We start from the raw sequence: 25,584 nt of genomic DNA on the forward strand, positions 1-25,584 counted from the left end.
CTCAGAACTGGATCTGGAACGCCACCTTCAAGGCATTGTCCGACGCGTTGCTGGCCCACAGCCCGGAATAGGCGAGGCTCAGCGCCGTGTTGGGGGTCAGCGCGAAGTCCAGCCCGCCTTCCAGCACCAGGGCATTCTCCGGCAGTGTCACGCCGGCGATCACGAACGGCAGGCCGCCGCCGGTGAAGCTGAACTGCGAGGTCGGCGTCAGGTCGCCGGAGGCATGCTGCCAGCCGATTGTGCCGCGTGCGCTGACGGGGACCGCGCCCAGCGCGAACGGCATGGCGCCGCGCAGGCCGAGGGTCGTGAACACGATGTCGTCGGTCTGGCGCGCCGCATTGAGCGAGGAGGCGCCGCCGGTCTCGGAGAAGGCATTCGTCGAGCCATGGACATAGGCAAGGTTCGCGAACGGCTCCAGCGCGCCCGCACCGAACGCCCAGGGCACAGCCACTTCGCCATAGATCTGCCCGGTCTGAGCAGAGAAGTCGGCGGTGTGCTGGTCGGAGAAGCCGGAATAGGCGACGGTCCGGTTGACCGAGACGTCGTGCCAGGTGAAGGCCGTGCCCGCCCTGAAGTCCAGGAAGCCCAGGGCGCCGCCGCCATAGAGCGCGACGTGGTAATCGTCGCTGGAGCCGGATGAGGCGAGCGAAGACACATCGAAGGTGGTCTGCGAATAGCCGGCCGCGAAGCCGAGGCGCAACGCATCGCCGATATGCCCGTCCAGCCCCGAGAACACGCCTCCCACGGTGCGGCTGAGCGAGGGCGCGTTGATGTTGCCATCCAGCGTGCCCCAGGAGCCGAACACCTGCGCCCAGGCGCCGCTCTGGCCCGCCGGCGCCCCGGAAATGCCCGGCGTTGTGGCGCCGAGCGGACCGCGTGCGCGGGACAAAGTGGCCTCGCGCAGGAACCGGCTGTCGAGCAGGAACAGGCTTGCCGCCGAGGGATAAATGCCGCCGGAGAGGCTGCTGAACGCCGCCTGGGCGGCGGGCGCGTCGAGCATCAGGATCGAGTCGAACACCGCATTGCCATTCCCCAGCGACTGGGCCCCGTTCGCCACCGCGATCTGGTTCGGCGTCGCGGCGAGGCTGGCGAACGGCACGTTGTTCCACAGTAGACTGAACGAGACGCTGTTGCTGCCGTAGGTGACTTCCGCGTCCGCCATCGGCAGATCATCGATCACATCGGCGAAGGTGCCCGTGACGGTTCCGCCGGTGGTGAGGAAGATATAGTCGTAATTGGGCGTCCATCCCGCGCTGGTGTCGATCCGCAGCGTGCCTGCGACCGCCGCATTGCCGGTGGCGTGCACAAGGTCGGTCTGCGTGGCGTTCACTTCCACCAGGAAGGTGGCGGTGGGGTCGAGCGCCAGATTGCCCGTCACCGTGAGGGTGCCGATGGAATTGCCCGGCGATAGCGCGCCGCCGGCGCCCACCGTGACCGGGCCGCTGGTACCGTGGCCTCCGAAGATGCCGCCATCGCCCACCGTGACGGCCGAGGTGATCGAGGCGGTGGACCCCGCCTCGCCGCCGACGATGAACGCGCCGCCGGTCACATTGGTCGGCCCGCTATAGGTGCCTGTGCCGTCGAACACGGCCTTTCCGGTTCCGGTCTTGGTAAAGCCGCCGGTGCCGGAGATGGTGCCGGAGAACAGGCTGTCCTGGTTGCTGCTGCCGCTGGTGAGCGTGCCGGCGCCGAGCGTCACCGCGCCGCCGCCATTCAGCGTGCCCACCGTCTGGCTGTTGCCGGCGAGATCCAGCGTGCCGCCGGTGGCGATGAACAGAGAGGTGGCGCTGGGCAGTGCGCCCGCCGCCGATGTCCTCAGCGTGCTGGAGGCGCCGATCTCAGTTGCGCCGGCATAGATGTTCTGCCCGCCGAGGATGATCGTGCCAGCCCCCGCCGTCGCCAGGCCGCCCGCGCCCGATATGGCGCCGGTGAGTTCCGCCGTGCCGCCCGACGGCGGCGTGAGCGTGACGTTGGCGCCCAGGCTGACGGCATTGGAGACCGCGCCGAGCGTGGCGTCGGGCAACACGAAGGTCGAGGCGCCGGAGAAGGCGATGGCGCCGATGCCCAGGGACTGCGGGGTCGTTGCGGCCAGCGTGCCGCCCTCCACGAACAGGCCGCCGGTGAAGCTGTTGTCGCCGGACAGGGTCAGCGTGCCGGTTCCGGTCTTGGTGACGCTGCCATCGCCGGTGATGTCGCCGGTGAGGGTGACGGCGTAAAGCGAGGTGTCGATGGCCCCGCCGGCGGTCACGTCGAGCCGGTTTCCAAGCGTGAACGAGCCGGCAAACGCGAGGGCCGCGCCATCGGTGATATTGATCAGGCCGGTGCCGAGCGCATTGTCGCTGGCGACCGTCAAGATGCCGGCAAAAATGTTGGTGTCGCCGGAATAGCTGCTCGCGGAGGCTAGGGTGAAATTGCCCGTGCCGACCTTGCTCAAGCCCCCGGTGCCGTCGATGCCGCCGGAGAAGGTGGTGTCGCTATTGTCCGCGCCGGTTGTCAGGGTTCCGGCGCCCAGATGCACCGCGCCGGCACCCGCCAGCGAGCCGATCGTCTGGTTGTTTCCGGCAAGGTCGAGCGTCGCGCCGCTCGCCACTGTGAAGGCAGAGGCGGCGGACAGCGCGCCTGCCGTGTCGGACGTGAGCGTCCCGGCCGAGACAGTTGTTCCGCCCTGGTAGGTGCCCGCGCCGTTGACCCTCAACGTGCCGGCACCGGTCACATTCACCCCGCCGGTACCGGAAATGGGTCCGGTCAGCGCAACATCGAACAGACTGGTGTCGAACGTCGCCGTCGCGCCGCCGGAAAGCGACACGGCATAGGCGAAGTTTCCCGCGAAACCGAACGTGAGCTGCGTGCTCTGGATCATAGAAATGCCGCCGGTGCCCAACGCCGAGGCATTGCCCAGCGCCACCGTCCCGCCCGCCAGTATCGTCCCGCCGGCATAGGTGTTGACGCCGGACAGGGTCAGCGTGCCGCTCCCGGTCTTGCCCAGGGCGCCGTTACCGGAAATGGCACCGGACAGGGCGACGCTGTTCGCGCCGGTGTCGAAAGCGCCGATGATGCCGGAGGAAAGCACCACCGCATTGGTAAGGCTCTGGCTGGCGCCGAACGCCACCGTCGCGTTGCCCGTGACGTTCAGGGCGCCGGTGCCCAACGCACCGTCGCCGGCAAGGCCGAGCGTGCCAGCGGCGAGCGTGGTGCCCCCGGAATAGGTGTTCCCTGCCGCGAGGTTGAGCGTGCCCTCGCCAGTCTTGGCGAGGCTGCCGCCCCCGGAGACCGTACTGGCCAGGGTCACGCTCTGCCCGGCGGTGTCGAAGGTGCCGGTCAGGCCGGCGTCGATGCCGACGGCATTGGCGAAGCTGCCGCCGACGCCGAACGCCACGGTGCCGTTGCTCGCGAAGCCGAGGGCACCCGTGCCGAGTGCGCTGGTGTTGCCGAGCACGAGGCTTCCGCCCGCGAGCGTGGTGCCGCCGGAATAGGTATTCGCGGCTGACAGCGTCAGCGCGCCGGTGCCGGCTTTCACGACGCCGCCATCGCCGGAGATCACGCCGCTGATGCTGGCCGAATTGGCGCCGGTATCGAAGGTGGCGGTCGGCGGCCAGGTCGGCGCCATGAGGGTGCTTGCGTCGGCGACGCTGAGCGTTTCAGCACCGCTATCGCTGAGTGACGATAGAGTAAGTGTTCCGGCGCTGAGGTCTGTGGTGCCGGCATTGGTGTTCGCCCCGGAGAGTATGAGCGTGCACGACCCGGCCGCAGCGAGGCTGGTGCAGGGCGAAAGTGTAGGCGCATTATTATCAATAGTCGCAACAGTACCGACGCCGCTCACTTGAAGGCCACCAGTGAGGACAAAAGTTCCACTGCCGCTGCCACCGCCCGAACTCACCGGGGCGGTACTCCCGATCGTCACGGCATTGGCGAGATCGAAGCCGTTCAGGAAGGTGAGGGTGCTGTTTTCGTAGAAGGACACCGTGCCGGTACCGAGTGCCGCCGCATTGTCCACCGCCACCGTTCCACCCAGCAATAAGGTGCCGCCACTGTAGATGTTGCTCCCGGTGAGGGTCTGCGTGCCGCCTAAGATAGCCACGGATCCGGAGCCGGAGATGGTCCCCGAGAACGTTCCGCTGGCATTTGTGATGCCCAGAGGCTGACTTCCCAGAACGACCGCGCCGGTGCCGCTCAGGCTGGTGACGAACGCTATCAAATTTACGCCGGAGATGTCGAAGGTGGCGTTGGCCACCACGCCGCTGGAGGCGGCGATGCTGCCGTTGCCCGCGAGCGCGAGTGTGCCCTGGGAGATCACGGTCGCGCCGGTATAGGTGTTCTCGCCGGAGAGGATCAGCGTGCCGAGGTCGGTCTTGGTCAGGCCGTTCGACCCGGTGAGGGCCGAGGCGATGGTTGCGGTTGTCGCCGCACCTGCCTGCGTGCCGTCGCCGACCCGGATCACCGTCTGCGCCGAGGCGAGCGTGATGGCGTCGCCCTGCACCGCATAGCCTGACGTGACGAACTGCATGCCGGTGACGGAGACCGCGCCGGGCGTGTCATCCACCGTCACGGTGCCGGCTGTGCCTTCGAACACCGCGAAGCCCGGCTGGGGCTGCATCGGGGCGTTGATGGTGCCGGCGGCATTGGTCCAGTTGGCGTTGGTGGTGCTCCAGGTGCCGGAGCCGCCGTTGATGGTTCCGCTGCCAGCGCCGAGCGTCGCCGGACCGTTCCAGAACTGGAGGGTGGCGCCCGAGGTGTTGACGAGGTCAACCCGTCCACCGTTCGCAGCGATCAAGAGGTTCGCCGCGCTGACCCCGCCCGGCACGGTGCCGATGTCGAGGCCGTTGTCGGTGAGGACGCCGCCATAGGTGAACAGGCGGTAGACGCCGGTCTCCAGGCTGGCGCTGGTGATGTTCAGCGTGCCGTCGAGGGTGAGGGCGCCGCCGACGCTGAACAGGGCACTGGTGGAGGGGGCCGTCAGATTGGCATTGATGATCGCGCCGGCATCGAGCGTCAGAGCGCCCATCGCAAGCACCGAACCGCTGGCGCCATTGAGCGCACCCCCGGCCTGCACGCTCACCGCCTGGGTGATGCTGCCGGTGCCGGCCAGCGTCCCGCCCGTCCCGACGCTGACATCGCTGCCCGTCAGCGCCCCGGTCACATCCAGCGTCCCACCGCTGACACCCGCCCCGCCGCTGAAGGCGTTGGTGCCGAGAATCTGGGTGACGCCCGAGGTGGCGTAGAGGCTGGCGGTGCCGCCGAGGCCGGAGATGGTGCCGCCGGTGGAGGCGAGTGCGCCGGCCAGTGTGCCGTTCTGGATCGTCCCGCCGGACAGCGCGACGCTGTCGATGGCCTGGGCGAGGCCGCCGAGGTCCAGCGTGCCGCCGGCGAGAATGTTGGTGGCGCTGGCCTGGCTGAAGGCATTGGCGGCGCCGGCCGCCAGCGTCCCGCCCGAGACCTGCGTCGCCCCGGCATAGCTGTTGGCGCCGGAGAGGGTGAAGGTGCCGCTGCCGACCTTGGTCAGCGCGCCGTTGCCGGTGATGCTCCCCGCGAAGGTGGAACTGGTGTCGGCCCCGCCGATGCTCAGGGTGTTCGCGCCGGTGGCGACCGCGCCGGTGCCGGTGAGCACGCCGAGGCTGGCGGTGCCGCCGGCTATCCCTGAGATGTCGAGCGTGGTGCCGGTGGCGAGCGAGAGCGCATTCGCCGTGCCGAGGCTCTGGGCGCCTGCGAGCGCCAGCGTGCCGGCCGTCACCGCCACCGCGCCGGTGAACCCGGCATTGTCGCCGGAGAGGGTGAGGCTGCCGGTGCCGGTCTTGGTCAGCGCCGCGGCGCCGGTGACAGCGCCGGAAAGCGTGCCGTCATATGCGCCGGTGTCGATGGTGCCGGCGGTCGGGAGGGTGAGGGCGTTGGCAAGGGTCAAGCCGCCGCCGAACTGGAGCGTCCCGCCGGCAAAGTTGAGCGCGCCGGTGCCCAGCGCCGCGGCATTGCCCGCCACCAGCGTGCCGCCACTGAGGGTGGTGCCGCCGGAATAGGTGTTGGCCCCGGAGAGGGTCTGCGTGCCGCCCGCCAGGGTGAGGGTGCCGGCGCCGGAGATGTCGCCTGAGAAGCTGTCGGCCGCGCCGGTGAGGCTGAGCCCGTTGGCCCCCAGCAGCACCGAGCCGCCGCCGGCCAGGGATGCGAGCGTGGCATCGCCGGCGGCGCCGGAGAGATCCAAGGTGCCGTCGGCGATCACGCGGCTCGAGGCCGCCACGCTGCCGGTGCCAGCGAGGGCGAGGGTGGCGCCCGCGCCGATGGCGGTCTGGCCGGTGAAGCTGTTGGCGCCGGACAGCGTTTGGGTGCCGCCGGTGATGTCCAGGGTGCCGGCGCCGGAGATCGCGCCGGAGAAGGTGCCGTTGGCCGCTGCCACCGTCAGGGTGCGCGCGCCCAGCACCACGGCGCCGGTGCCGGTGAGGCTGGCAATGGTAGCGCCGGTGGTGGTGGCGGAGATGTCGAAGGTGGCGTTCGCCACCACGCCGCTGGAGGCGGCGATGCTGCCGGAGCCGGAGAGGGCCAGCGTCCCGGCGGAGATCACCGTCGCGCCGGTATAGCTGTTGGCGCCGGAGAGGATCAGCGTGCCGAGATCGGTCTTCTCAAGGGCGTTGGCGCCGGTCAGCGCCGAAGCGATGGTGACGCTGGTCAATGCGCCGGCCGACGTGCCGTCGCCGACCCGGATCACCGTCTGCGCCGAGGCGAGGCCGATGGCGTCGCCCTGGACCAGATAGCCCGAGGTGACGAACTGCATGCCGGTGACGGAGACCGCGCCGGGGCCGTCGTCCACCGTCACCGTGCCCGCCGCACCCTCGAACACGGCGAAGCCGGGCTGGGGTTGCATCGGGGCGTTGATGGTGCCGGCGGCATTGGTCCAGTTGGCGTTGGTGGTGCTCCAGGTGCCGGAGCCGCCGTTGACGGTGCCGGTGCCCGCGCCCAGCGTCGCCGGGCCGTTCCAGAATTGCAGCGTCGCGCCGGAGGTGTTGACGAGGTCGACCCGTCCACCGTTGGCGGCGATCAGGAGGTTCGCGGCGCTGACCCCGCCCGGCACGGTGCCGATGTCGAGGCCGTTGTCGGTGAGGACGCCGCCATAGGTGAACAGGCGGTAGACGCCGGTCTCCAGGCTGGCGCTGGTGATGTTCAGCGTGCCGTCGAGGGTGAGGGCGCCGCCGACGCTGAACAGGGCACTGGTGGAGGGGGCCGTCAGATTGGCATTGATGATCGCGCCGGCATCGAGCGTCAGTGCGCCCATCGCAAGCACCGAGCCGCTGGCGCCATTGAGCGCACCCCCGGCCTGCACGCTCACCGCCTGGGTGATGCTGCCGGTGCCGGCCAGCGTCCCGCCCGTCCCGACGCTGACATCGCTGCCCGTCAGCGCCCCGGTCACATCCAGCGTCCCACCGCTGACACCCGCCCCGCCGCTGAAGGCGTTGGTGCCGAGAATCTGGGTGACGCCCGAGGTGGCGGAGAGGCTGGCGGTGCCGCCGAGGCCGGAGATGGTGCCGCCGGTGGAGGCGAGGGCACCGGCCAATGCGCCGTTCTGGATCGTCCCGCCGGACAGCGCGACGCTGTCGATGGCCTGGGCGAGGCCGCCGAGGTCCAGGGTGGCGCCGGCGAGAATGCTGGTGGCGCTGGCCTGGCTGAAGGCATTGGCGGCGCCGGCCGCCAGCGTCCCGCCCGAGACCTGCGTCGCCCCGGCATAGCTGTTGGCGCCGGAGAGGGTGAAGCTGCCGCTGCCGACCTTGGTCAGCGCGCCGTTGCCGGTGATGCTCCCCGCGAAGGTGGAACTGGTGTCGGCCCCGCCGATGCTCAGGGTGTTCGCGCCGGTGGCGACCGCGCCGGTACCGGTCAGCACGCCGAGGCTGGCCGTGCCGCCGGCTATCCCTGAGATGTCGAGGATCGACCCTGCCGCGAGCGAGAGGGCATTCGCCGTGCCGAGGCTCTGGGCGCCCGCGAGCGCCAGCGTGCCGGCGGTCACCGCCACCGCGCCGGTGAACCCGGCATTGCTACCCGAGAGGGTGAGGCTGCCGGTGCCGGTCTTGGTCAGCGCCGCGGCGCCGGTGACGGCGCCGGAAAGCGTGCCGGCATATGCGCCGGTGTCGATGGTGCCGGCGCTCGGGAGGGTGATCGCGTTGGCGAGGCTATAGTTTCCGCCGAACTGGAGCGTCCCGCCGGCAAAGTTGAGCGCGCCGATGCCGAGCGCCGCGGCATTGCCCGCCACCAGCGTGCCGCCCGCGAGGGTGGTATCGCCGGAATAGGTGTTGGCCCCGGAGAGGGTCTGCGTGCCGCCCGCCAGGGTGAGGGTGCCGGTGCCGGAGATGACGCCGGAGAAGCTGTCGGCCGCGCCGGTGAGGCTGAGCCCGTTGGCCCCAAGCAGCACCGAGCCGCCGCCGGCCAGGGATGCGAGCGTGGCATCGCCGGCGGCGCCGGAGAGATCCAATGTGCCGTCGGCGATCACGCGGCTCGAGGCCGCCACGCTGCCGGTGCCCGCGAGGGCGAGGGTGGCGCCCGCGCCGATGGCGGTCTGGCCGGTATAGGTGTTGGTGCCGGACAGCGTTTGGGTGCCGCCCGTGATGTCGAGGGCGCCGGCGCCGGAGATCGCGCCGGAGAAGGTGCCGCTGGCCGCTGCCACCGTCAGGGTGCGTGCGCCCAGCACCACGGCGCCGGTGCCGGTGAGGCTGGCGATGGTGGCGCCGGTGGTGGTGGCGGAGATGTCGAAGGTGGCGTTGGCCACCACGCCGCTGGAGGCGGCGATGCTGCCGGAGCCGGAGAGGGCCAGCGTGCCGGCGGAGATCACCGTCGCGCCGGTATAGCTGTTGGCGCCGGAGAGGATCAGCGTGCCGAGGTCGGTCTTCTCAAGGGCGTTGGCGCCGGTCAGCGCCGAAGCGATGGTGACGCTGGTCAATGCGCCGGCCGACGTGCCGTCGCCGACCCGGATCACCGTTTGCGCCGAGGCGAGGCCGATGGCGTCGCCCTGGACCAGATAGCCCGAGGTGACGAACTGCATGCCGGTGACGGAGACCGCGCCGGGGCCGTCGTCCACCGTCACGGTGCCGGCTGTGCCTTCGAACACCGCGAAGCCCGGCTGGGGCTGCATCGGGGCGTTGATGGTGCCGGCGGCATTGGTCCAGTTGGCGTTGGTGGTGCTCCAGGTGCCGGAGCCGCCGTTGATGGTTCCGCTGCCAGCGCCGAGCGTCGCCGGACCGTTCCAGAACTGGAGGGTGGCGCCCGAGGTGTTGACGAGGTCAACCCGTCCACCGTTCGCAGCGATCAAGAGGTTCGCCGCGCTGACCCCGCCCGGCACGGTGCCGATGTCGAGGCCGTTGTCGGTGAGGACGCCGCCATAGGTGAACAGGCGGTAGACGCCGGTCTCCAGGCTGGCGCTGGTGATGTTCAGCGTGCCGTCGAGGGTGAGGGCGCCGCCGACGCTGAACAGGGCACTGGTGGAGGGGGCCGTCAGATTGGCATTGATGATCGCGCCGGCATCGAGCGTCAGAGCGCCCATCGCAAGCACCGAACCGCTGGCGCCATTGAGCGCACCCCCGGCCTGCACGCTCACCGCCTGGGTGATGCTGCCGGTGCCGGCCAGCGTCCCGCCCGTCCCGACGCTGACATCGCTGCCCGTCAGCGCCCCGGTCACATCCAGCGTCCCACCGCTGACACCCGCCCCGCCGCTGAAGGCGTTGGTGCCGAGAATCTGGGTGACGCCCGAGGTGGCGGAGAGGCTGGCGGTGCCGCCGAGGCCGGAGATGGTGCCGCCGGTGGAGGCGAGGGCACCGGCCAATGCGCCGTTCTGGATCGTCCCGCCGGACAGCGCGACGCTGTCGATGGCCTGGGCGAGGCCGCCGAGGTCCAGGGTGGCGCCGGCGAGAATGCTGGTGGCGCTGGCCTGGCTGAAGGCATTGGCGGCGCCGGCCGCCAGCGTCCCGCCCGAGACCTGCGTCGCCCCGGCATAGCTGTTGGCGCCGGAGAGGGTGAAGCTGCCGCTGCCGACCTTGGTCAGCGCGCCGTTGCCGGTGATGCTCCCCGCGAAGGTGGAACTGGTGTCGGCCCCGCCGATGCTCAGGGTGTTCGCGCCGGTGGCGACCGCGCCGGTACCGGTCAGCACGCCGAGGCTGGCCGTGCCGCCGGCTATCCCTGAGATGTCGAGGATCGACCCTGCCGCGAGCGAGAGGGCATTCGCCGTGCCGAGGCTCTGGGCGCCCGCGAGCGCCAGCGTGCCGGCGGTCACCGCCACCGCGCCGGTGAACCCGGCATTGCTACCCGAGAGGGTGAGGCTGCCGGTGCCGGTCTTGGTCAGCGCCGCGGCGCCGGTGACGGCGCCGGAAAGCGTGCCGGCATATGCGCCGGTGTCGATGGTGCCGGCGCTCGGGAGGGTGATCGCGTTGGCGAGGCTATAGTTTCCGCCGAACTGGAGCGTCCCGCCGGCAAAGTTGAGCGCGCCGATGCCGAGCGCCGCGGCATTGCCCGCCACCAGCGTGCCGCCCGCGAGGGTGGTATCGCCGGAATAGGTGTTGGCCCCGGAGAGGGTCTGCGTGCCGCCCGCCAGGGTGAGGGTGCCGGTGCCGGAGATGACGCCGGAGAAGCTGTCGGCCGCGCCGGTGAGGCTGAGCCCGTTGGCCCCAAGCAGCACCGAGCCGCCGCCGGCCAGGGATGCGAGCGTGGCATCGCCGGCGGCGCCGGAGAGATCCAATGTGCCGTCGGCGATCACGCGGCTCGAGGCCGCCACGCTGCCGGTGCCCGCGAGGGCGAGGGTGGCGCCCGCGCCGATGGCGGTCTGGCCGGTATAGGTGTTGGTGCCGGACAGCGTTTGGGTGCCGCCCGTGATGTCGAGGGCGCCGGCGCCGGAGATCGCGCCGGAGAAGGTGCCGCTGGCCGCTGCCACCGTCAGGGTGCGTGCGCCCAGCACCACGGCGCCGGTGCCGGTGAGGCTGGCGATGGTGGCGCCGGTGGTGGTGGCGGAGATGTCGAAGGTGGCGTTGGCCACCACGCCGCTGGAGGCGGCGATGCTGCCGGAGCCGGAGAGGGCCAGCGTGCCGGCGGAGATCACCGTCGCGCCGGTATAGCTGTTGGCGCCGGAGAGGATCAGCGTGCCGAGGTCGGTCTTCTCAAGGGCGTTGGCGCCGGTCAGCGCCGAAGCGATGGTGACGCTGGTCAATGCGCCGGCCGACGTGCCGTCGCCGACCCGGATCACCGTTTGCGCCGAGGCGAGGCCGATGGCGTCGCCCTGGACCAGATAGCCCGAGGTGACGAACTGCATGCCGGTGACGGAGACCGCGCCGGGGCCGTCGTCCACCGTCACGGTGCCGGCTGTGCCTTCGAACACCGCGAAGCCCGGCTGGGGCTGCATCGGGGCGTTGATGGTGCCGGCGGCATTGGTCCAGTTGGCGTTGGTGGTGCTCCAGGTGCCGGAGCCGCCGTTGATGGTTCCGCTGCCAGCGCCGAGCGTCGCCGGACCGTTCCAGAATTGCAGCGTCGCGCCCGAGGTGTTGACGAGGTCAACCCGTCCACCGTTCGCAGCGATCAAGAGGTTCGCCGCGCTGACCCCGCCGGGCACGGTGCCGATGTCGAGGCCGTTGTCGGTGAGGACGCCGCCATAGGTGAACAGGCGGTAGACGCCGGTCTCCAGGCTGGCGCTGGTGATGTTCAGCGTGCCGTCTAGGGTGAGGGCGCCGCCGACGCTGAACAGGGCATTGGTGGAGGGGGCCGTCAGATTGGCATTGACGATCGCGCCGGCATCGAGGGTGAGCGATCCCATCGCAAGCACCGAGCCGCTGGCGCCATTGAGCGCACCCCCGGCCTGCACGCTCACCGCCTGGGTGATGCTGCCGGTGCCCGCGAGCGTCCCGCCCGCGGCGACACTGACATCGCTGCCCGTCAGCGCGCCGGTCACATCCAGCGTCCCACCGCTGACACCCGCCCCGCCGCTGAAGGCGTTGGTGCCAGAGAGGGTGAGGGTTCCGGTTCCGGTCTTGGCGAGCCCGCCGGTGCCGGAGAGGGCGCCGCTCAAGTGCGCTGCATGGGCAGCGGTATCGATGGTGGCGGTGCTGCCTGCGCCGAGGGTGAGGGCGTTGGCGAGTGTCAGGTCGCCGAGGAACGACAACGTGCCGCTGCCCGCGAACGACAGCGCGCCCGTGCCGAGCGCCGCGGCATGGCCCACGGCGATCGTGCCGGCGGAGAGGCTGGTGCCGCCGGAATAGGTGTTGGCGGCGGTGAGGGCCAGCGTGCCGGTGCCGGAGAGCGCGAGGCTGCCGGCGCCGCTGAGCACGCCGTTCAGCGTCACGCTGTTGGCGCCGATATCCAGCGTGGCGGTCTTGCCTGCCGCGAAGCTGAGCGCATTGGCAAGGCTGTAGCTGCCGTTGAACGCCAGGGTGCTGCTGTCTGCGAAGGTCAGGGCGCCGGAGCCGAGCGCGCCCGCATTGCCCAGCGCGAGCGTGCCGGCGGAAAGCACGGTACCGCCGCTGTAGCTGTTGGCGGTGGAGAGGGTCAGCGTACCAGCGCCGATTTTCGCCAGAGTGCCGCCACCGGCGAGGGTACCGCCCCAGGTGGCGCCGAAGCCGTTGGTGTCGATGGTGGAGGAGGTGGCAGCCGCCAGGGTTGCGTTGACGCTCGTGTTGAGCGCGCTGCCGATAACTTTGATGGTGCCGCCGCCGAGATTGAAGGCATAGGTGCCGGTGGTGTTGGCACTGCCGTAGAGGCCATTTAGGCCGCTGCCGCCGATCTCAAGCGCGCCGCCGCTCAGATTGTAGGTGCCGGAGCCATAGCCGCCGAGCCACAGGGTGGAGGCACCGGTGACCCGCAGCGTGCCGCCGGTCTGGTTGAGAATGCCGGTGCTGTTGGCCAGCGTACCGGCCTCCCGGTCGCCGATCACCAGCACGCCGGCGCCAGATGAGGAACTGTCGCTCAACTCGACCAGGGCGCTGCCGGACAGGTTCAGCGTGCCGCTGCCGGCTGGCTGGTTGCCGGCGTTGCGGCCGATGCTGCTGCTGCCGCCAAAAAGCAGAAGCTGTGCTGTGCCGCTGATGTTGTAAACGCCCGTGCCGCCCTGGTTGCCGATGTTCAGGGCAACGCAATTGGCGGGGTTTCCACAGGAGGCGTCGAGCGCGACGATGCCGCCGGTCTGGTTGACGGCGCCGGTGCCGCCTCCGTCGCCGACCTGGAGGGCCTCGCCGATGTTCAGCCGCCCGCCGGAGACGGACAGCCGGCCCATCGCGCCCGCCTGCTCGCCGACGGCGAGATAGGTGAGGGCGGTGGTGCCGGAGGTCTGGGACAGGCTGCCGGCGACCACATAGAGATTGCCGCGCACCATCGTCAGGTTGTCGATGACCAGTGTGCCGAGGCCGTCCTTCACCAGGCTGTTGCTGAAGTTCGTGCTCTGCCAGGAGCTGCCGTCGGCGATCAGCGTGCCGCCGAAGCTGGAGGTGGCGTCCTGGGCGATGGTCACGCGCAGGGAATTGTTGCCCAGATCGATCGTGCCGACGCCCGTGAGCGGGCCGATATTCACCGTCTGATAGGTGCTGGACGGGGCGGCGGGGACGTCGCCGATATCGAGCGTCGCGCCGTCCGCGATGGCAACCGCGTTGGAGCTGGTCAGGGCCGCGGCGTTGGTGAGGGCGAGGGTTCCGGCGCCGACGGCGACCGAGCCGGTGAAGCTGTTGGCGGCCGAAAGGGTCAGGACGCCGGCGCCAGCTTTCTGGAGCGCGCCGGAGCCGGAGAGTGCGCTGGCCCAGGTGATGGCGAAGCCGTTGGTGTCGAAGCTGGCGGTTTTGCCGGTTTCGATGAGGGTCGTGAAATTGGCGTTGGTGCTGAGATTGCCGGTGGCCCTGAGCGTGCCGCCGCCGAAGGTGAAGGTGTCGCCGTCCGCCGTGTCTGCCGAAATGGCGTTTGTGCCGGTGGCGTTGAAGGTACCGCCGTTAAGCACAAAGCTGCCGGTGCCGAGACCGAACCGCAGGGCGCCGGCGGTCAGCGATACCGTGCCGGCGTCCTGCGTGAAGGTGCCGGTGGAACCGGCGGCGTTGGCGAGGCGCAGGCCGTTGTTGAAGGTCGCCGTGCCGCCGGTGATGCCGAAGCTGCCGGTGCCGGCATCGCCGATGGTCACGAGCTGGTTGGCGATCAAGGTGCCGCCGGCCTGGGTGATCAGCCCGTTCGCTCCGGCGCGGGAGCCGACGATGAAGCCGCCGTTGCCGACGGTGTCGATGGTCAGCGTGCCGCCATTGAGTTCATAGGTGCCGGTGCCGCCGGCATCGAGGCCGATGGCGATGCTGCTGCCGCCGAGATGCACGACCGAGGTGTCGTTCTGGACGATCTTGCCGTCGCCGGCGAAGTTTCCGCTGCCCCCGCCGGCACCGGCGGTGGCGATGCCGAGGAACATATATTGCGAGGTGAAATCGAACGTAGCGCTGTCGTTGACGGTCAGCGTGCCTGATGTGCCGAGGGTGCGCTGGGCCTCGTTGAGGCCGATGAAGATAAAGGTGCTGCCGCCCGTCACCAGGGAGGCGGTGTCGTTCAACGTATAGTTGGCGGTGGCGCCGTCGCCGCCGATGATCATGTTGCTGCCGAGCGTGACCCGGCTGGTGTCGTTCTGGTTGAAGGTGCCGGTGACGCCCTGGACCTTCGAGCCGACGCCCACATAGAGATTGGTGGTGGCGCCGGCGGTGAGGTCGATCCCGGTCGCGCCGTTGAGATTGACCGTGCCGGAGGAGGCCTGCAGGTCCGGCGCGGTGCCGGTGGGATATCCCACCACGAAGGTCTGGCTGTTGACCTTCAGCGTGCCGCCGCCGCCGATGTTCAGAGTAGAGCCGCCATAGACCAGGGCGGCGGACTGCGCCGGGGCGACGCCTGCGAGCAAAAGGCTGGTGCCGCTGGCAATATCGAGGGCGTGGGTGCCGCCGGAGCCGACAATCAGCAGGCCGATGGAGTTGGTGGCGCCGGTGGAGGCGAGGTCGCCCTCAACCAGGTTGATGTAGCCGGTGGTGGCGATATTGCCGAGGGTGAGTTGCCCCTCGCCCACCTTGTTCAGGATACCGGAGCCGGTGATGGCGCCGTTCAAGGTGGCGCCGAGGCCATTGGTGTCGAGCGTGCTGGAGGTGTTCGTCGCCAGCGTCATCCGGGCGCTGGTGGTCAGCGCCGTATCCAGCACCTCGATGCGTCCGCCGCGCAGATTGAAGGCGTAGGTGCCGGTGGCGCCGCTGAACAACTCCCGCAGCGAGGTTCCGCCGATCTCGAGCACGCCATCGGTGAGGTTATAGGTGCTGGTGCCGTTGCCGCCGAGATAGAACTCGCCCGCATTCTCAACACGGAGCACGCCGCCGGTCTGGTTGATGGTGCCGTTTCCGGTGCCTGTTCCCGTCACCAGCCAGTTGCCGAGGACCAGCAAGCCCCGGTTGATCAGGACTTCGCCGGTGCCGCTGATGTTGAGGGTGCCGTTCGAGGGGCTGTTGCCCGAGGAACTGGCGCGTCCGAGATTGAAGGTGCCTCCGGAAAACGCGATCGACCCGCCGGAGATATTGTAGGTGCCGGTGCCGGCCTGGTTGCCGATATAGAGGCCGCCGCACAGGGTGCATTCGCCCGGCTCAGGGATGCTCAGCGTGCCGCCGGTCTGCGTCACCGTGCCCGTACCGCCCCAGGCGCCGAGCGAGAAGGTTGAGACGACGGTTAGTGTGCCGCCGCTGAGGGTCATGGCCCCGGTGTTGCCGACCGAGCCGGTCTTGCCGCTGCCGATGTCGAGATAGGGAATGCTGGTGGAACCGGCGCTTTGCGTGATCGCGCCTTGTGTGACGTAGAACTCGGCGGCGCCGCTCGCCGGCTTGTTCATGGTCAGGTCATTGATGACGAGGGTTCCCGCGCCCGTCTTGCCGAACCGGCCGTAGCTGTTTCCGTTGGTGTAGGTGGCGTCGATGATGCCGGAGAAGGTGGCGGTCGCCCCGTTCGCCACTGTCACATCCAGCCGGCTGTTGCCGAGCGTGATCAGGCCGTTTCCATTGAGTGCGCCGATGGTCACTGTGCCGGTGCCGACGCCGGATGTGGAAAAGCCGGTGGCGGAGGATTGCAGGGTGATGTCGTTCGCGGCGCTCAGCGCTGCGACATTGCTCGCCGCCAGTGTGCCGCCCGACACAGTGATGTCGCCGGTATAGGCCGAATTTGCGCCGCCGAGGGTGAGGGTGCCCTCGCCGATCTTCGACAGGTTGCCGGAGCCGGACAGCGCACCGGTCCAGGTGGCGCCGAGGCCGTTGGTGTCGATGGTCGCCGTGGTCGCGGTCGTGAGGGTGGCGGCGACGCTGGTGGTCAGCGCGGTGCCGATGACCTTGATGGTGCCGTTGCCGAAGTTGAAAGCGTAGGAGCCTGACGTGCCCCCGCCATTATAGAGGCCCTTCAGGCTGGCGCCGCCGACTTCGAGGGTGCCGCCGCTGAAATTGTAGGTGCCCGATCCATAGCCGCCAAGATACAGCGTGGAGGCATCGATGAAGCGCATCGTACCGCCGGTCTGATTGATCGTGCCTGAACTGTTGGCGGCGCTGGTGGCGCCGGCTGAAACCAAATTGCCGATGATCAGGAAGCCGTTGCCGTAGGACCCGTTGGGGCTGATCTGGAGCAGGCCGGTGCCGCTGATGTTAAGCGTCCCGCTGCTGGCTGCGTTGCCGGTGCTGTTGCGTCCGATGGAATGGCTGCCGCCGACGATCAGGAGTTGGCCGCCGCTGAGGTTATAGACACCGGTGCCGCCCTGGTTGCCGATGTTCATGGCGACGCAGTTGGCGGGCAAGCCGCAGGTGGGGGAGATCGAAACGATGCCGGCGCTCTGGTTCAGGACGCCGGTGCCGCCCCAGTCGCCGATCTGGATGCCGTCGCCGATATTGAGCTGCCCACCGGTGACATCGAGCCGCCCGGTGTTGGGCGTTCCGCTCGTGGTGCTCTCGCCGAGCGCGAGATAGGTGAGGGTGGTGGTGCCCGAAGTCTGGGAAATCTTGCCGTCGACGACGTAGAAATTGCCCTTGGTCATCGCCATGCTGTCGATGACGAGCGTGCCGGCGCCGGCCTTGACCAGGGAGCTTTGCAGCCCGACGCTGTTGGCGCTGGCAGTGCTGGCGATCAGGGCGCCGCCGAACGAGGAGGTGATATCAGTGCCGATCACCAGCGCCAGCGCATTGCCACCGACATTCACCGTGCCGACGCCGTTCAACTCGCCGATGGTGACGACGGAATAGGGCAGGGGATTGGTCGCGGGGACGCCTGAGATGTCGAGGGTCGTGCCGGTCGCCAGCGAAACATCATTGGCAAGGCCGAGGCCAGACGCATTGGTGAGCGCGAGCGTGCCCGCCGAGATCGTGACGTCGCCGGAATAGGCACTGTTCGCGCCGCCAAGGGTCAGGGTGCCGGCGCCGACCTTGAGCAGTGTGCCGCCACCGGAGAGCGCGCCGGTCCAAACGGCGGCGAGGCCGTTGGTGTCGAAGGTCGAGGTGGTGTCGGCCAGCAGCGACGCATTTGTGCTGGATGTGAGGGTGGAGCCGATCACCTTGATGGCGCCGCCGCCGAAGGTGAACGCATAGGTGCCGCTGCCGGTGCCGTATCGGTTGCTCAGCGAGCCTCCGCCGATCTCGAGCGTGCCGCCGTTGAGATTGTAGGCGCCGTTGCCGCGTGACGACAGGAACAGCCCCGCTCCGGACTGGATGCGGACGGTGCCTCCGGTCTGGGTGAGGGTTCCATTGCCTGACACGGGGGGCGGGGTGCCGGCGTCGCGATTGCCGAGGACAAGATTTCCCGCCTGCACGTCCAGCAAGCCGCCCGACACCACCATGAGGCCGGTGCTGGCGGGGTTGCTTCCGGTGTTGCGGCCGAAATTGAAGATGCCCTGGTTCAGGGTCAGCGAGCCGCCGGATAGATTATAGGTGCCGCTGCCACCCTGATTGCCGATGTTGAACGAGGCATTGTTCACCGTCACGGCGCCGCCGGTCTGGTTCACCACGCCGGTGCCGGACCAGTCGCCCACCTGGAGCGAGGAATCGTTGCCGCCGGCGGGGTCGCGGATATCCAGCAGGCCGCCGGAAATGTTCAGCGTACCGTTGCCACCGCCGCCCGAGCCGACTGCGAGATATTTCAGGGCGTTGGTGCCGGAGGTCGCATCGAGATTGATGGCGCCGGCGACGATGTGGAATTCGCCGCCGTCCACGACGACATTGCGAAGGGTGAGCGTCCCAGCGCCGACTTTATCGAACTTTGCGTTGCCGTTGGTGGCGTGAACCACTGTGTGGTCCAGCACCATGTTGCTGTTGTTGGCGCCGAAATATAGATAGCCGGTGCCCAGATTGATCGTCGCCGCGCCGGCATTCAGCGTCGCGATGGTCTGGTTCGTGCTGTTAATGTCGAGCGTCGCGGCGTCTGCGAGCGTGATGGCGGTCTGCTGGGAGAACGCGCCCGTGATCCCGGCCCTCAGCGTGCCGGCCGTGACGTTGATCTCGCCGATATAGGACGGGTTGGCCGCGGACAGCGCCAATATTCCGGCGCCCGCCTTGGTGATGTCCCCGGTGCCGGTGATGGCGCTGCCCCAGGTGACATTGAAGGCGCCGGTGTCGATGTCGGTATCGGCCGTCAGGAGGGTGGTGAGGCCGCTCGCGACGGCAAAGCTTCCGGTCGCGACGATGTCGCCGCCCGCCAGGCGGAAGGTGCCGCTGGTTCCGGAAATTGCCCCGGTGCGAAGGATGCCCCCGCTGAGGGTGTAGTCCCCGGTGCCGGCGCCGAACGACACGCCCGATGTCAGCGTGCCGCCGCTTTGCACCACGGTTCCCGTGGATCCCAGCACTTTGCCGAGTTGTAGTCCTTCGGTGATCGTGGCGGTGCCGCCGGAGAGGTTGAACGTGCCGGAGCCGCCGGTTGCCGCGCCGAGTATTACGGCCCGGCTTGCCGTGAAGGTGCCGTCTATGAGGTTGAAGGTGCCGCTGCCGCCCGATGCGCCGGCATTCACATTGTCGCCGAAGGTCGCATCATTGGCTGCGGAAAAGGCAAGCAGAGAGCCGGCGCCGTTCTGTGTGATGGTGCCTGTGCCGGTGGCTTCACCCACATAGATGTTCGAACCGCCGATGGTGACCTGGGCGCTGTCTGAAATCTCCAGCGCGCCGGTGCCGGTGCGCGAGCCCACATAGAGTGGGCCGGTGCCGGTCTTGCTGAAGGTGGCGGTGCCGCTGAGGGCATAGGTGCCGTTTCCACCCTCGGTACCAATATCCGCCGAGAGCACGCTGCCTGCGTCGGAGACGGTGCCCCCGCTCTGCGCCAACACGCCTTTCACGCCGGCCGTGCGGCCGATCGCGAAGCCGCTGTTGTTGGCGGAGACACTGTTGAACGTGATCGACCCGCTGGTCATGTTGACGGCGCTGGTCGTCCCGCTATCGCCGCCGCCACCACCGACCACGAAGCGCCCAGGGGCACCGCTCGATGCGGTGGTGATGGAGATGGTGGCGCCATCGATATTGAGCGTTCCGGCGTCACCTTGCCCGACGCGCAGAAAGCCTTGGATCGGCGTGGACGGCGTGGTGGGGAGCGCACCGAAGAAATTCAGCGTCGTGCTGGCATCAAGGGTCAGCGTGCCGCCTGCCGTGCCGGTGCCGCCGACATTCAGCGTGGACCGGTCGAAATTGACAGTGAGGGCCGACGCATTGCCCGGCGGATAGGTGACGCTGCCGGACTGGATGACAAGGGAGCTGCCACTGCCGGTGACGGTGATGGCCGACGCCTCGCTCAACCCGCCGGCCGCAGCAAGTGCGGCATCGTATTGCGACTGGTCGACGACGTCGAAATCTGCAGCTAACGCCACCGGTCCAGCCAGGCAGATGAACCCTGCGACCATGCACGAGTTCAATGCAAAACGAACAAGCGCCGTTGATCCAGCCAGCGCGCGCCGCCTCGATGCAGTGCCCCGGAAAATTGAGTGCACAGCGTTTACCCCAGGAAATTGCCCGGGCAGAACCTAAGGGGGCGATCTGTGCCCGTAAAGCATGAAACTCAATTTTCATCGAGTTCGGCTGAATGGATACTTATTTATTCGTATATATCTATGTATAGATAAGTATTAACTTAATTTAATTGATTTGTAATTCCAGTTAAATGTAATGAGTATAGTTTATTTATGTAGTAAATTTATAAAGCTCTGTAGTCCGCGCGCGAAAATGGCTGGAGTGCCCGCGATGATGTCTGCAACTCAGGGTGATCGGCATGCAGGCTGGAGATGTGGTGGGGGGAATTTCATCCTAGACTAGGCGGGGGGTATCATTTTATGGGCTGTCGGACGGTGGTGCGCAGGCCAAAAAGCTCACCCCACGCGCGATTTTACCGGCTGGCGAATCGCTAAGCGCACAACATGCGATCAACCGGCCGCGCGTGTGCCTCAAATGACGCCGCATTCTGAGTCCCGCCCTGAGGCTTTGTCGCTGTCATTCGGGGGGGGTGATCCAGGCCCGCCCATGCATGCGGGCAGCACAGAAATGCCGGCTGGCCGGCGAGGGGCGTTCAGCGCGCGGGCCGTCTCGGGCGGGTGCTATACTGAAGGCGCGCAAAATCACGGCAAAGTGATGCAGGCCCGTCGAGGCCTGAAAACCCTTAATGCCGTGTTAAGCCTTTTGCGTCATCCTGACGCTGTCCTTGGTCGGACATGGGCTCCGGGATGTCTTGATGGTCCCGTCGCCCGCATGGCGTTCCTCCCTGTCCCCCCTGAGCCGCCGCAAGGCGGCTCTTCTTTGAGAGACTGAGGGAGGAGAAGGGGAGCAAGGCTCCCGATCAGCCCTTCAGCAGGCCGCCGAACTTGTTCTTGAAGCGCGAAACGCGGCCGCCGCGGTCCAGCAGCTGTTGGGAGCCGCCGGTCCAGGCCGGATGGGTGCGGGGGTCGATGTCGAGCTGCATCGAGTCGCCCGCCTTGCCGTAGGTCGACCGGGTCGTGTACTCGGAGCCGTCCGTCATCACCACTTTGATGAAGTGATAATCAGGGTGGATGTCGCTTTTCATGGGTCGGGTCCTTCTCACCGCGTCGCGCCATAGGCCGATCAGCAGTGGGCTGAATTCGTTTCCTGACGGAATTGGCGGGTCTATAGCCGAGAGCATGCGTTGACACAAGCCGACACATCACGAGCCAATGACGGGCTCAGAACCACGTCTTCCCAACCGGAAACCAAGCGGGCGCGCTCGCTCGGGCCGCTGCTGGGGCTTCTGCCGTATGTTCTGCGCTATCGCGGCCGGATCATATTGGCGCTGATCGCGCTGGTGGTTGCCGCTTTCGCCATGCTCGCCATGCCGATTGCGGTGCGCCGGATGATCGACTTCGGCTTCGCCAACGACCATGTCGGCATGATCGACCGATATTTCGGCGTGCTGGTGGTGGTCGTCGCTGCGCTCGCGGGTGCGTCGGGCATGCGCTATTACCTCGTCACCACGCTGGGCGAGCGGGTGGTCGCGGATCTGCGCAGCGCGGTGTTCGCGCGCCTCACCACGCTGGACGGCACGTTCTACGACACCGCCCGCGTCGGCGAACTGACCTCGCGCCTCACCGCAGATACCACCCACATCAAGGTGGCGGTGGCGACCTCCGCCTCGGTGGCGCTGCGCAACGTTGTCATGTGCATTGGCTCCATCGCCATGATGGTGGTGACGAGCCCGCGCCTGTCGGGCCTTGTGCTGATCGCCATTCCCTTTATCGTGCTGCCGCTGGTGGCATTCGGGCGGAAGGTGCGCGCCCGCAGCCGCAAGGCGCAGGATTCGCTCGCCGACGCCTCGGCCTATGCCTCGGAAGTGGTCGGCGCCATGCGCTCGGTCCAGGCTTCAAGCGCGGAAGCCGTCGCCCGCGCTCGGTTCGATTTGGAGGCGGAGCGCGCCTTCTCCGCCGCCCAGGATGCCACGCGCTCGCGTGCCCTGCTCACGGGTGTCGGCATCTTCCTCGTGTTCTCCAGCGTGGTGGCCGTGCTCTGGGTCGGTGCGCAATCGGTGCTCGCGGGCACCATGAGCGCGGGCGATCTCAGCCAGTTCGTGCTGTTCGCTGTGCTCGCGGCGAGCAGCCTTGGGGAATTGTCGCAGACCTGGGGCGAGGTGTCCTCGGCCACCGGAGCCGCCGAGCGCATCGGCGAACTGCTCAAGGTGGAGCCGCTGGTGCGTGCGCCCGCCGTTGCGCTGCCGCTGCCGGCGCGGGTGACCGGCGCGATCCGGTTCGAGAATGTCTCCTTCTCCTACCCCACCCGTCCCGAGGCGCGCGCGTTGAACAATGTGTCCTTCAGCGTCGGCCAGGGTGAACGGGTGGCGCTGGTTGGCCCCTCCGGTGCCGGCAAGAGCACCGTGTTCCAGCTGCTGGAGCGTTTCTACGACCCGCAGGGCGGGCGCATCCTGCTGGGCGATGCGGACATCGCCCGATGTGATCCCGTGGCGGTGCGCCGCCAACTCGCCCTGGTGCCGCAGGAGGTCGCGATCTTCGCCGACACCGTGCGCGAGAACATCCGCCTCGCCAGGCCCGAAGCCACCGACGCCGAGGTGGAGCAGGCGGGGCGCGCCGCCGTGGTGGACGAGTTCGTCGAGCGCCTGCCGCAGGGTTGGGACACCCAGGTCGGCGAGCGCGGCGTTACCCTCTCCGGCGGCCAGCGCCAGCGCATTGTGATCGCCCGCGCCATCCTGCGCGCGGCGCCGATCCTGCTGCTGGACGAGGCGACCTCGGCGCTGGACGCCGAAAGCGAGACCCTGGTGCAGACCGCGTTGGAGCGTTCCATGGACGGGCGCACCACCCTGGTGATCGCCCACCGCCTCGCCACCGTGCTCTCTGCCGACCGCATCCTGGTGATGGAGGACGGTCGCATCATCGACGAGGGCACGCACACCCAGTTGGTGGCGAAGGGCGGCCTCTATGCCCGCCTCGCCGCGCTCCAGTTCCACGCGGCGGCATAGGCCACACAGCCAGAGCGGCCTCAAGACGGGTCAATAAAGCGGCTTGGTCATATAGACCCGTCTAAAGCCGTTTTCTGTCGCCCTGTGGGTCTCGACGTAGCCGATGTGCGTGTAAAGGCCGAGATTCTCGATCATGGCCTCGTTCGTGTACAGGCGGATGGCGCGGTATCCCTGGTCCTTCGCGCGGGCCTCCGCGAACGCCAGCATTTTTCGGCCGAGCCCCAAACCTTGCGCGCGCGGGGCCACCGCAACATTGTCCAGAAGCATGCAGTCCACTTCCGGAATCAGCACGAGAACACCGCAGACGCCGCTGTCGTGCTCCAAAACATGCACGCTGCCGGCGGCGATCAGTGCGCCATAGTCTTCGCCCATCGGCCCCGGTTCACACCCGATCCGGGGGATGTAGGGCGTATATGCAGCCCGCACGATCTCCTCGACCGCAGACAGGTCGTGATGGTCGGCAAGTCGAGGGGCGTGGTCATCCACTGGCGGCTAAACCTTGAAAGTTTAGGATAAGGGATACGCTGCGGCTTAAGGCTCAATCCGCAGCGGCAATGCGGACGCGCTGCATCAGGCCGCCGTCGGGTTGATTGGAGAGCGCCAGCGTTCCCTGCTGGCGCTCGATGATCTCCTTGGCGATGGCAAGACCGAGGCCGGCGCCGGGAATGCTGGTCTGGCGGGCGGGATCGACCCGGAAGAACGGCTCGAACACGCGCGGCAGCAAGGCCTCGGGAATGCCCGGCCCCTCATCGGCGATTTCCAGAACCGCATATCCCCCGGCGGGGAAGATCGATACGCGGGCGCGCCGGCCGTGGGTGGCGGCATTGATGGCGAGGTTGCGCACCGCCCGCTTCAGCGCCATGGGGCGGCCCCGCACGCTCACCGGCTCGGCGCGCACCAGTTCGGCGGGGAGCGCCATCTGCGTCAGTTCCTCGACGATTTCCACCACCAGCGTGTCCAGCCGCAGAACCTCCTCGGAGGCGGGCTGCACCTCCTCGCGCACCAGGCGGATGGCACTGTCGGCGATCCGGTCGAGATCCATGAGGTCGGCGAGCCATTTGTCCCGTTCCGCGTCCTCGGGCAGGAACTCCGCGCGCAGCCGCAGACGGGTGAGCGGAGTGCGGAAATCATGGGCCGCCGCCGCGACGATGCGCATGCGGCTCTCCATGGCGGTCTTCAATTGTTCCGACAGGCGGTTGATGGTGCGTGCGGTGGTCCGCACCTCGGTGGTGCCTTCCTCCGCCAGATGGGGGAGTTCGCCGGTGGAGGCGGCATCCGCAATGGCTGCCTCGATCAAAGCCAATGGCCGTGTGAGCCGGGTGATGGCGAGCACCACCACGCCGGTGGTGCCGAGCGCCACCAGCGCCAGCCACGCCAGCACCATGAGAAAGCCGTTTCCAGGGCGGGGCGGGCCCATCAGGGGCAATTGGAGGTAGCGCCCGTCGGCGAGCCGCGCATAGACACGGGGCGGGTGGTCGGGTCCCGGTTCCAGGGCGGTCACCGCCACGTCCACGCCGCGCCGCGCCATCGCATCGTTGAGGCCGCGGGTGCGCATCGGGTCGACCATGCCGACCGGCGGGCGCTCCAGCAGGCCGCCGAACACGCCCGGCCGCACCTGCCCTTCGGCAAGCGAAATGTCGAAGATGATCTGCTCGGCGAGCGAATCGTCGAGCACCCGCATCCGCGAGGGATCGAGCAGGAAGAACGACACCGCGCTGGCGAATGTCACCACCAGCAGGATCGCGGCCACCAGGACGGCGGTGATCTTGACCCGGAGCGTGTTCCAGTGCCGCGCCCTCATGCTGCCCCGCCCGAGGTCTCCACCTTCACGGAAAGCTGGTAGCCGCCGTTGCGCTGGGTCTTGAAAATCTGGAAGTCACCGGCGTCCCCCAGCTTGCGGCGCAGCCGGCTCACCAGCACGTCGATGGAGCGATCGAATGGTCCGGCCTCGCGGCGCTGGGTGATGTCCAGCAACTGGTCGCGCGAGAGAATGCGGCCGGGGCGTTCGAGAAATGCGATCAGCAGGTCGAATTCCGCCGCCGTGAGCGGCACCGCTTCTCCCGCCTGCGTCTCCACGCTGCGGGTCTCGCGCGCCGCGCTGAAGCCGGCGAAGCGGAACACCTCGCCCTGGCGCGCCGGCACCTCGCGCTCGGCGATCCGGCGCAGCACGGCACGGATGCGCGCGACCAGCTCCCTCGGGTTGAACGGCTTGCCGAGGTAATCGTCGGCGCCGATTTCGAGCCCGATGATGCGGTCCACATCCTCCTTCAGCGCGGTGAGCAGGATGATCGGCACCGTGGAGCGCACCCGCAGCCCCCGGCACAGGTCGAGCCCCGAAGCATCCGGCAGCATCACGTCGAGGACGATCAGGTCGATGCGGTTGGTGGCCACTTTCTCTTCCATCTCGCGGCCGTTGCACGCCGTGATGACGCGAAATCCCTGGGTGAGAAGGTAGCGGCCGAGAAGCGTTCTGATCTCATGGTCATCGTCAACCACGAGAATGTGCGGGCCGCTCTCCAAGACGTTCGTTCTCCCTGCCTGAGGTCTTAAACCATACAACGAAGCCCGCCCGGCCGGTGAGTTGCAACGCTGTGTTTCCAGCGCGCCCTGGGAAACCCGCGGATACAAAAACCGCTTTTCCAGAAACATTCGGACACGAACGGAACTATCGCGGCAACG

The 25,584-nt window shown here is 68.3% G+C and carries 6 protein-coding genes; 1 reads left to right on the top strand and 5 read right to left on the bottom strand.

What is annotated here, in order from left to right:
• Position 1 precedes the first annotated feature (1 nt).
• Together ADADO0_RS15635 and rpmE are read right to left on the bottom strand one after the other, a co-directional pair.
• On the bottom strand, positions 2-19,804 hold the full coding sequence (locus ADADO0_RS15635; protein WP_511306106.1) for an autotransporter-associated beta strand repeat-containing protein: 19,803 nt from the start codon (positions 19,802-19,804) through the stop codon (positions 2-4).
• A gap of 959 nt (positions 19,805-20,763) precedes the next feature.
• Complete coding sequence (gene rpmE / locus ADADO0_RS15640) at positions 20,764-20,988, bottom strand: 50S ribosomal protein L31 (protein ID WP_511306107.1); 225 nt, start codon at positions 20,986-20,988, stop codon at positions 20,764-20,766.
• Between the two features lie 99 nt (positions 20,989-21,087).
• On the opposite strand from rpmE, the gene ADADO0_RS15645 reads away from it, so the two are divergent.
• Positions 21,088-22,905 carry an ABC transporter transmembrane domain-containing protein gene (locus tag ADADO0_RS15645; RefSeq protein ID WP_511306108.1) on the top strand — a complete coding sequence of 606 codons (1,818 nt, stop codon included), beginning with the start codon at positions 21,088-21,090 and terminating at the stop codon, positions 22,903-22,905.
• Positions 22,906-22,935: 30 nt separating this feature from the next.
• Here the strand turns inward: ADADO0_RS15645 and ADADO0_RS15650 are convergent, their stop codons facing one another.
• The 3 genes from ADADO0_RS15650 to ADADO0_RS15660 are packed head-to-tail and all read right to left on the bottom strand — an operon-like array spanning position 22,936 to position 25,425.
• The gene (locus tag ADADO0_RS15650) at positions 22,936-23,391 is read right to left on the bottom strand and encodes a GNAT family N-acetyltransferase (protein WP_511306109.1); all 456 of its coding nucleotides are present in this window, start codon (positions 23,389-23,391) and stop codon (positions 22,936-22,938) included.
• Between the two features lie 52 nt (positions 23,392-23,443).
• The gene (locus ADADO0_RS15655) at positions 23,444-24,706 is read right to left on the bottom strand and encodes an ATP-binding protein (RefSeq protein ID WP_511306110.1); all 1,263 of its coding nucleotides are present in this window, start codon (positions 24,704-24,706) and stop codon (positions 23,444-23,446) included.
• The gene (locus ADADO0_RS15660) at positions 24,703-25,425 is read right to left on the bottom strand and encodes a response regulator (RefSeq protein ID WP_511306111.1); all 723 of its coding nucleotides are present in this window, start codon (positions 25,423-25,425) and stop codon (positions 24,703-24,705) included. The genes ADADO0_RS15655 and ADADO0_RS15660 overlap by 4 nt, the downstream gene beginning before the upstream one ends.
• Positions 25,426-25,584 lie beyond the last annotated feature (159 nt).

Source organism: Aquabacter sp., assembly GCF_965279295.1.
Classification (GTDB): Bacteria; Pseudomonadota; Alphaproteobacteria; order Rhizobiales; family Xanthobacteraceae; genus Aquabacter.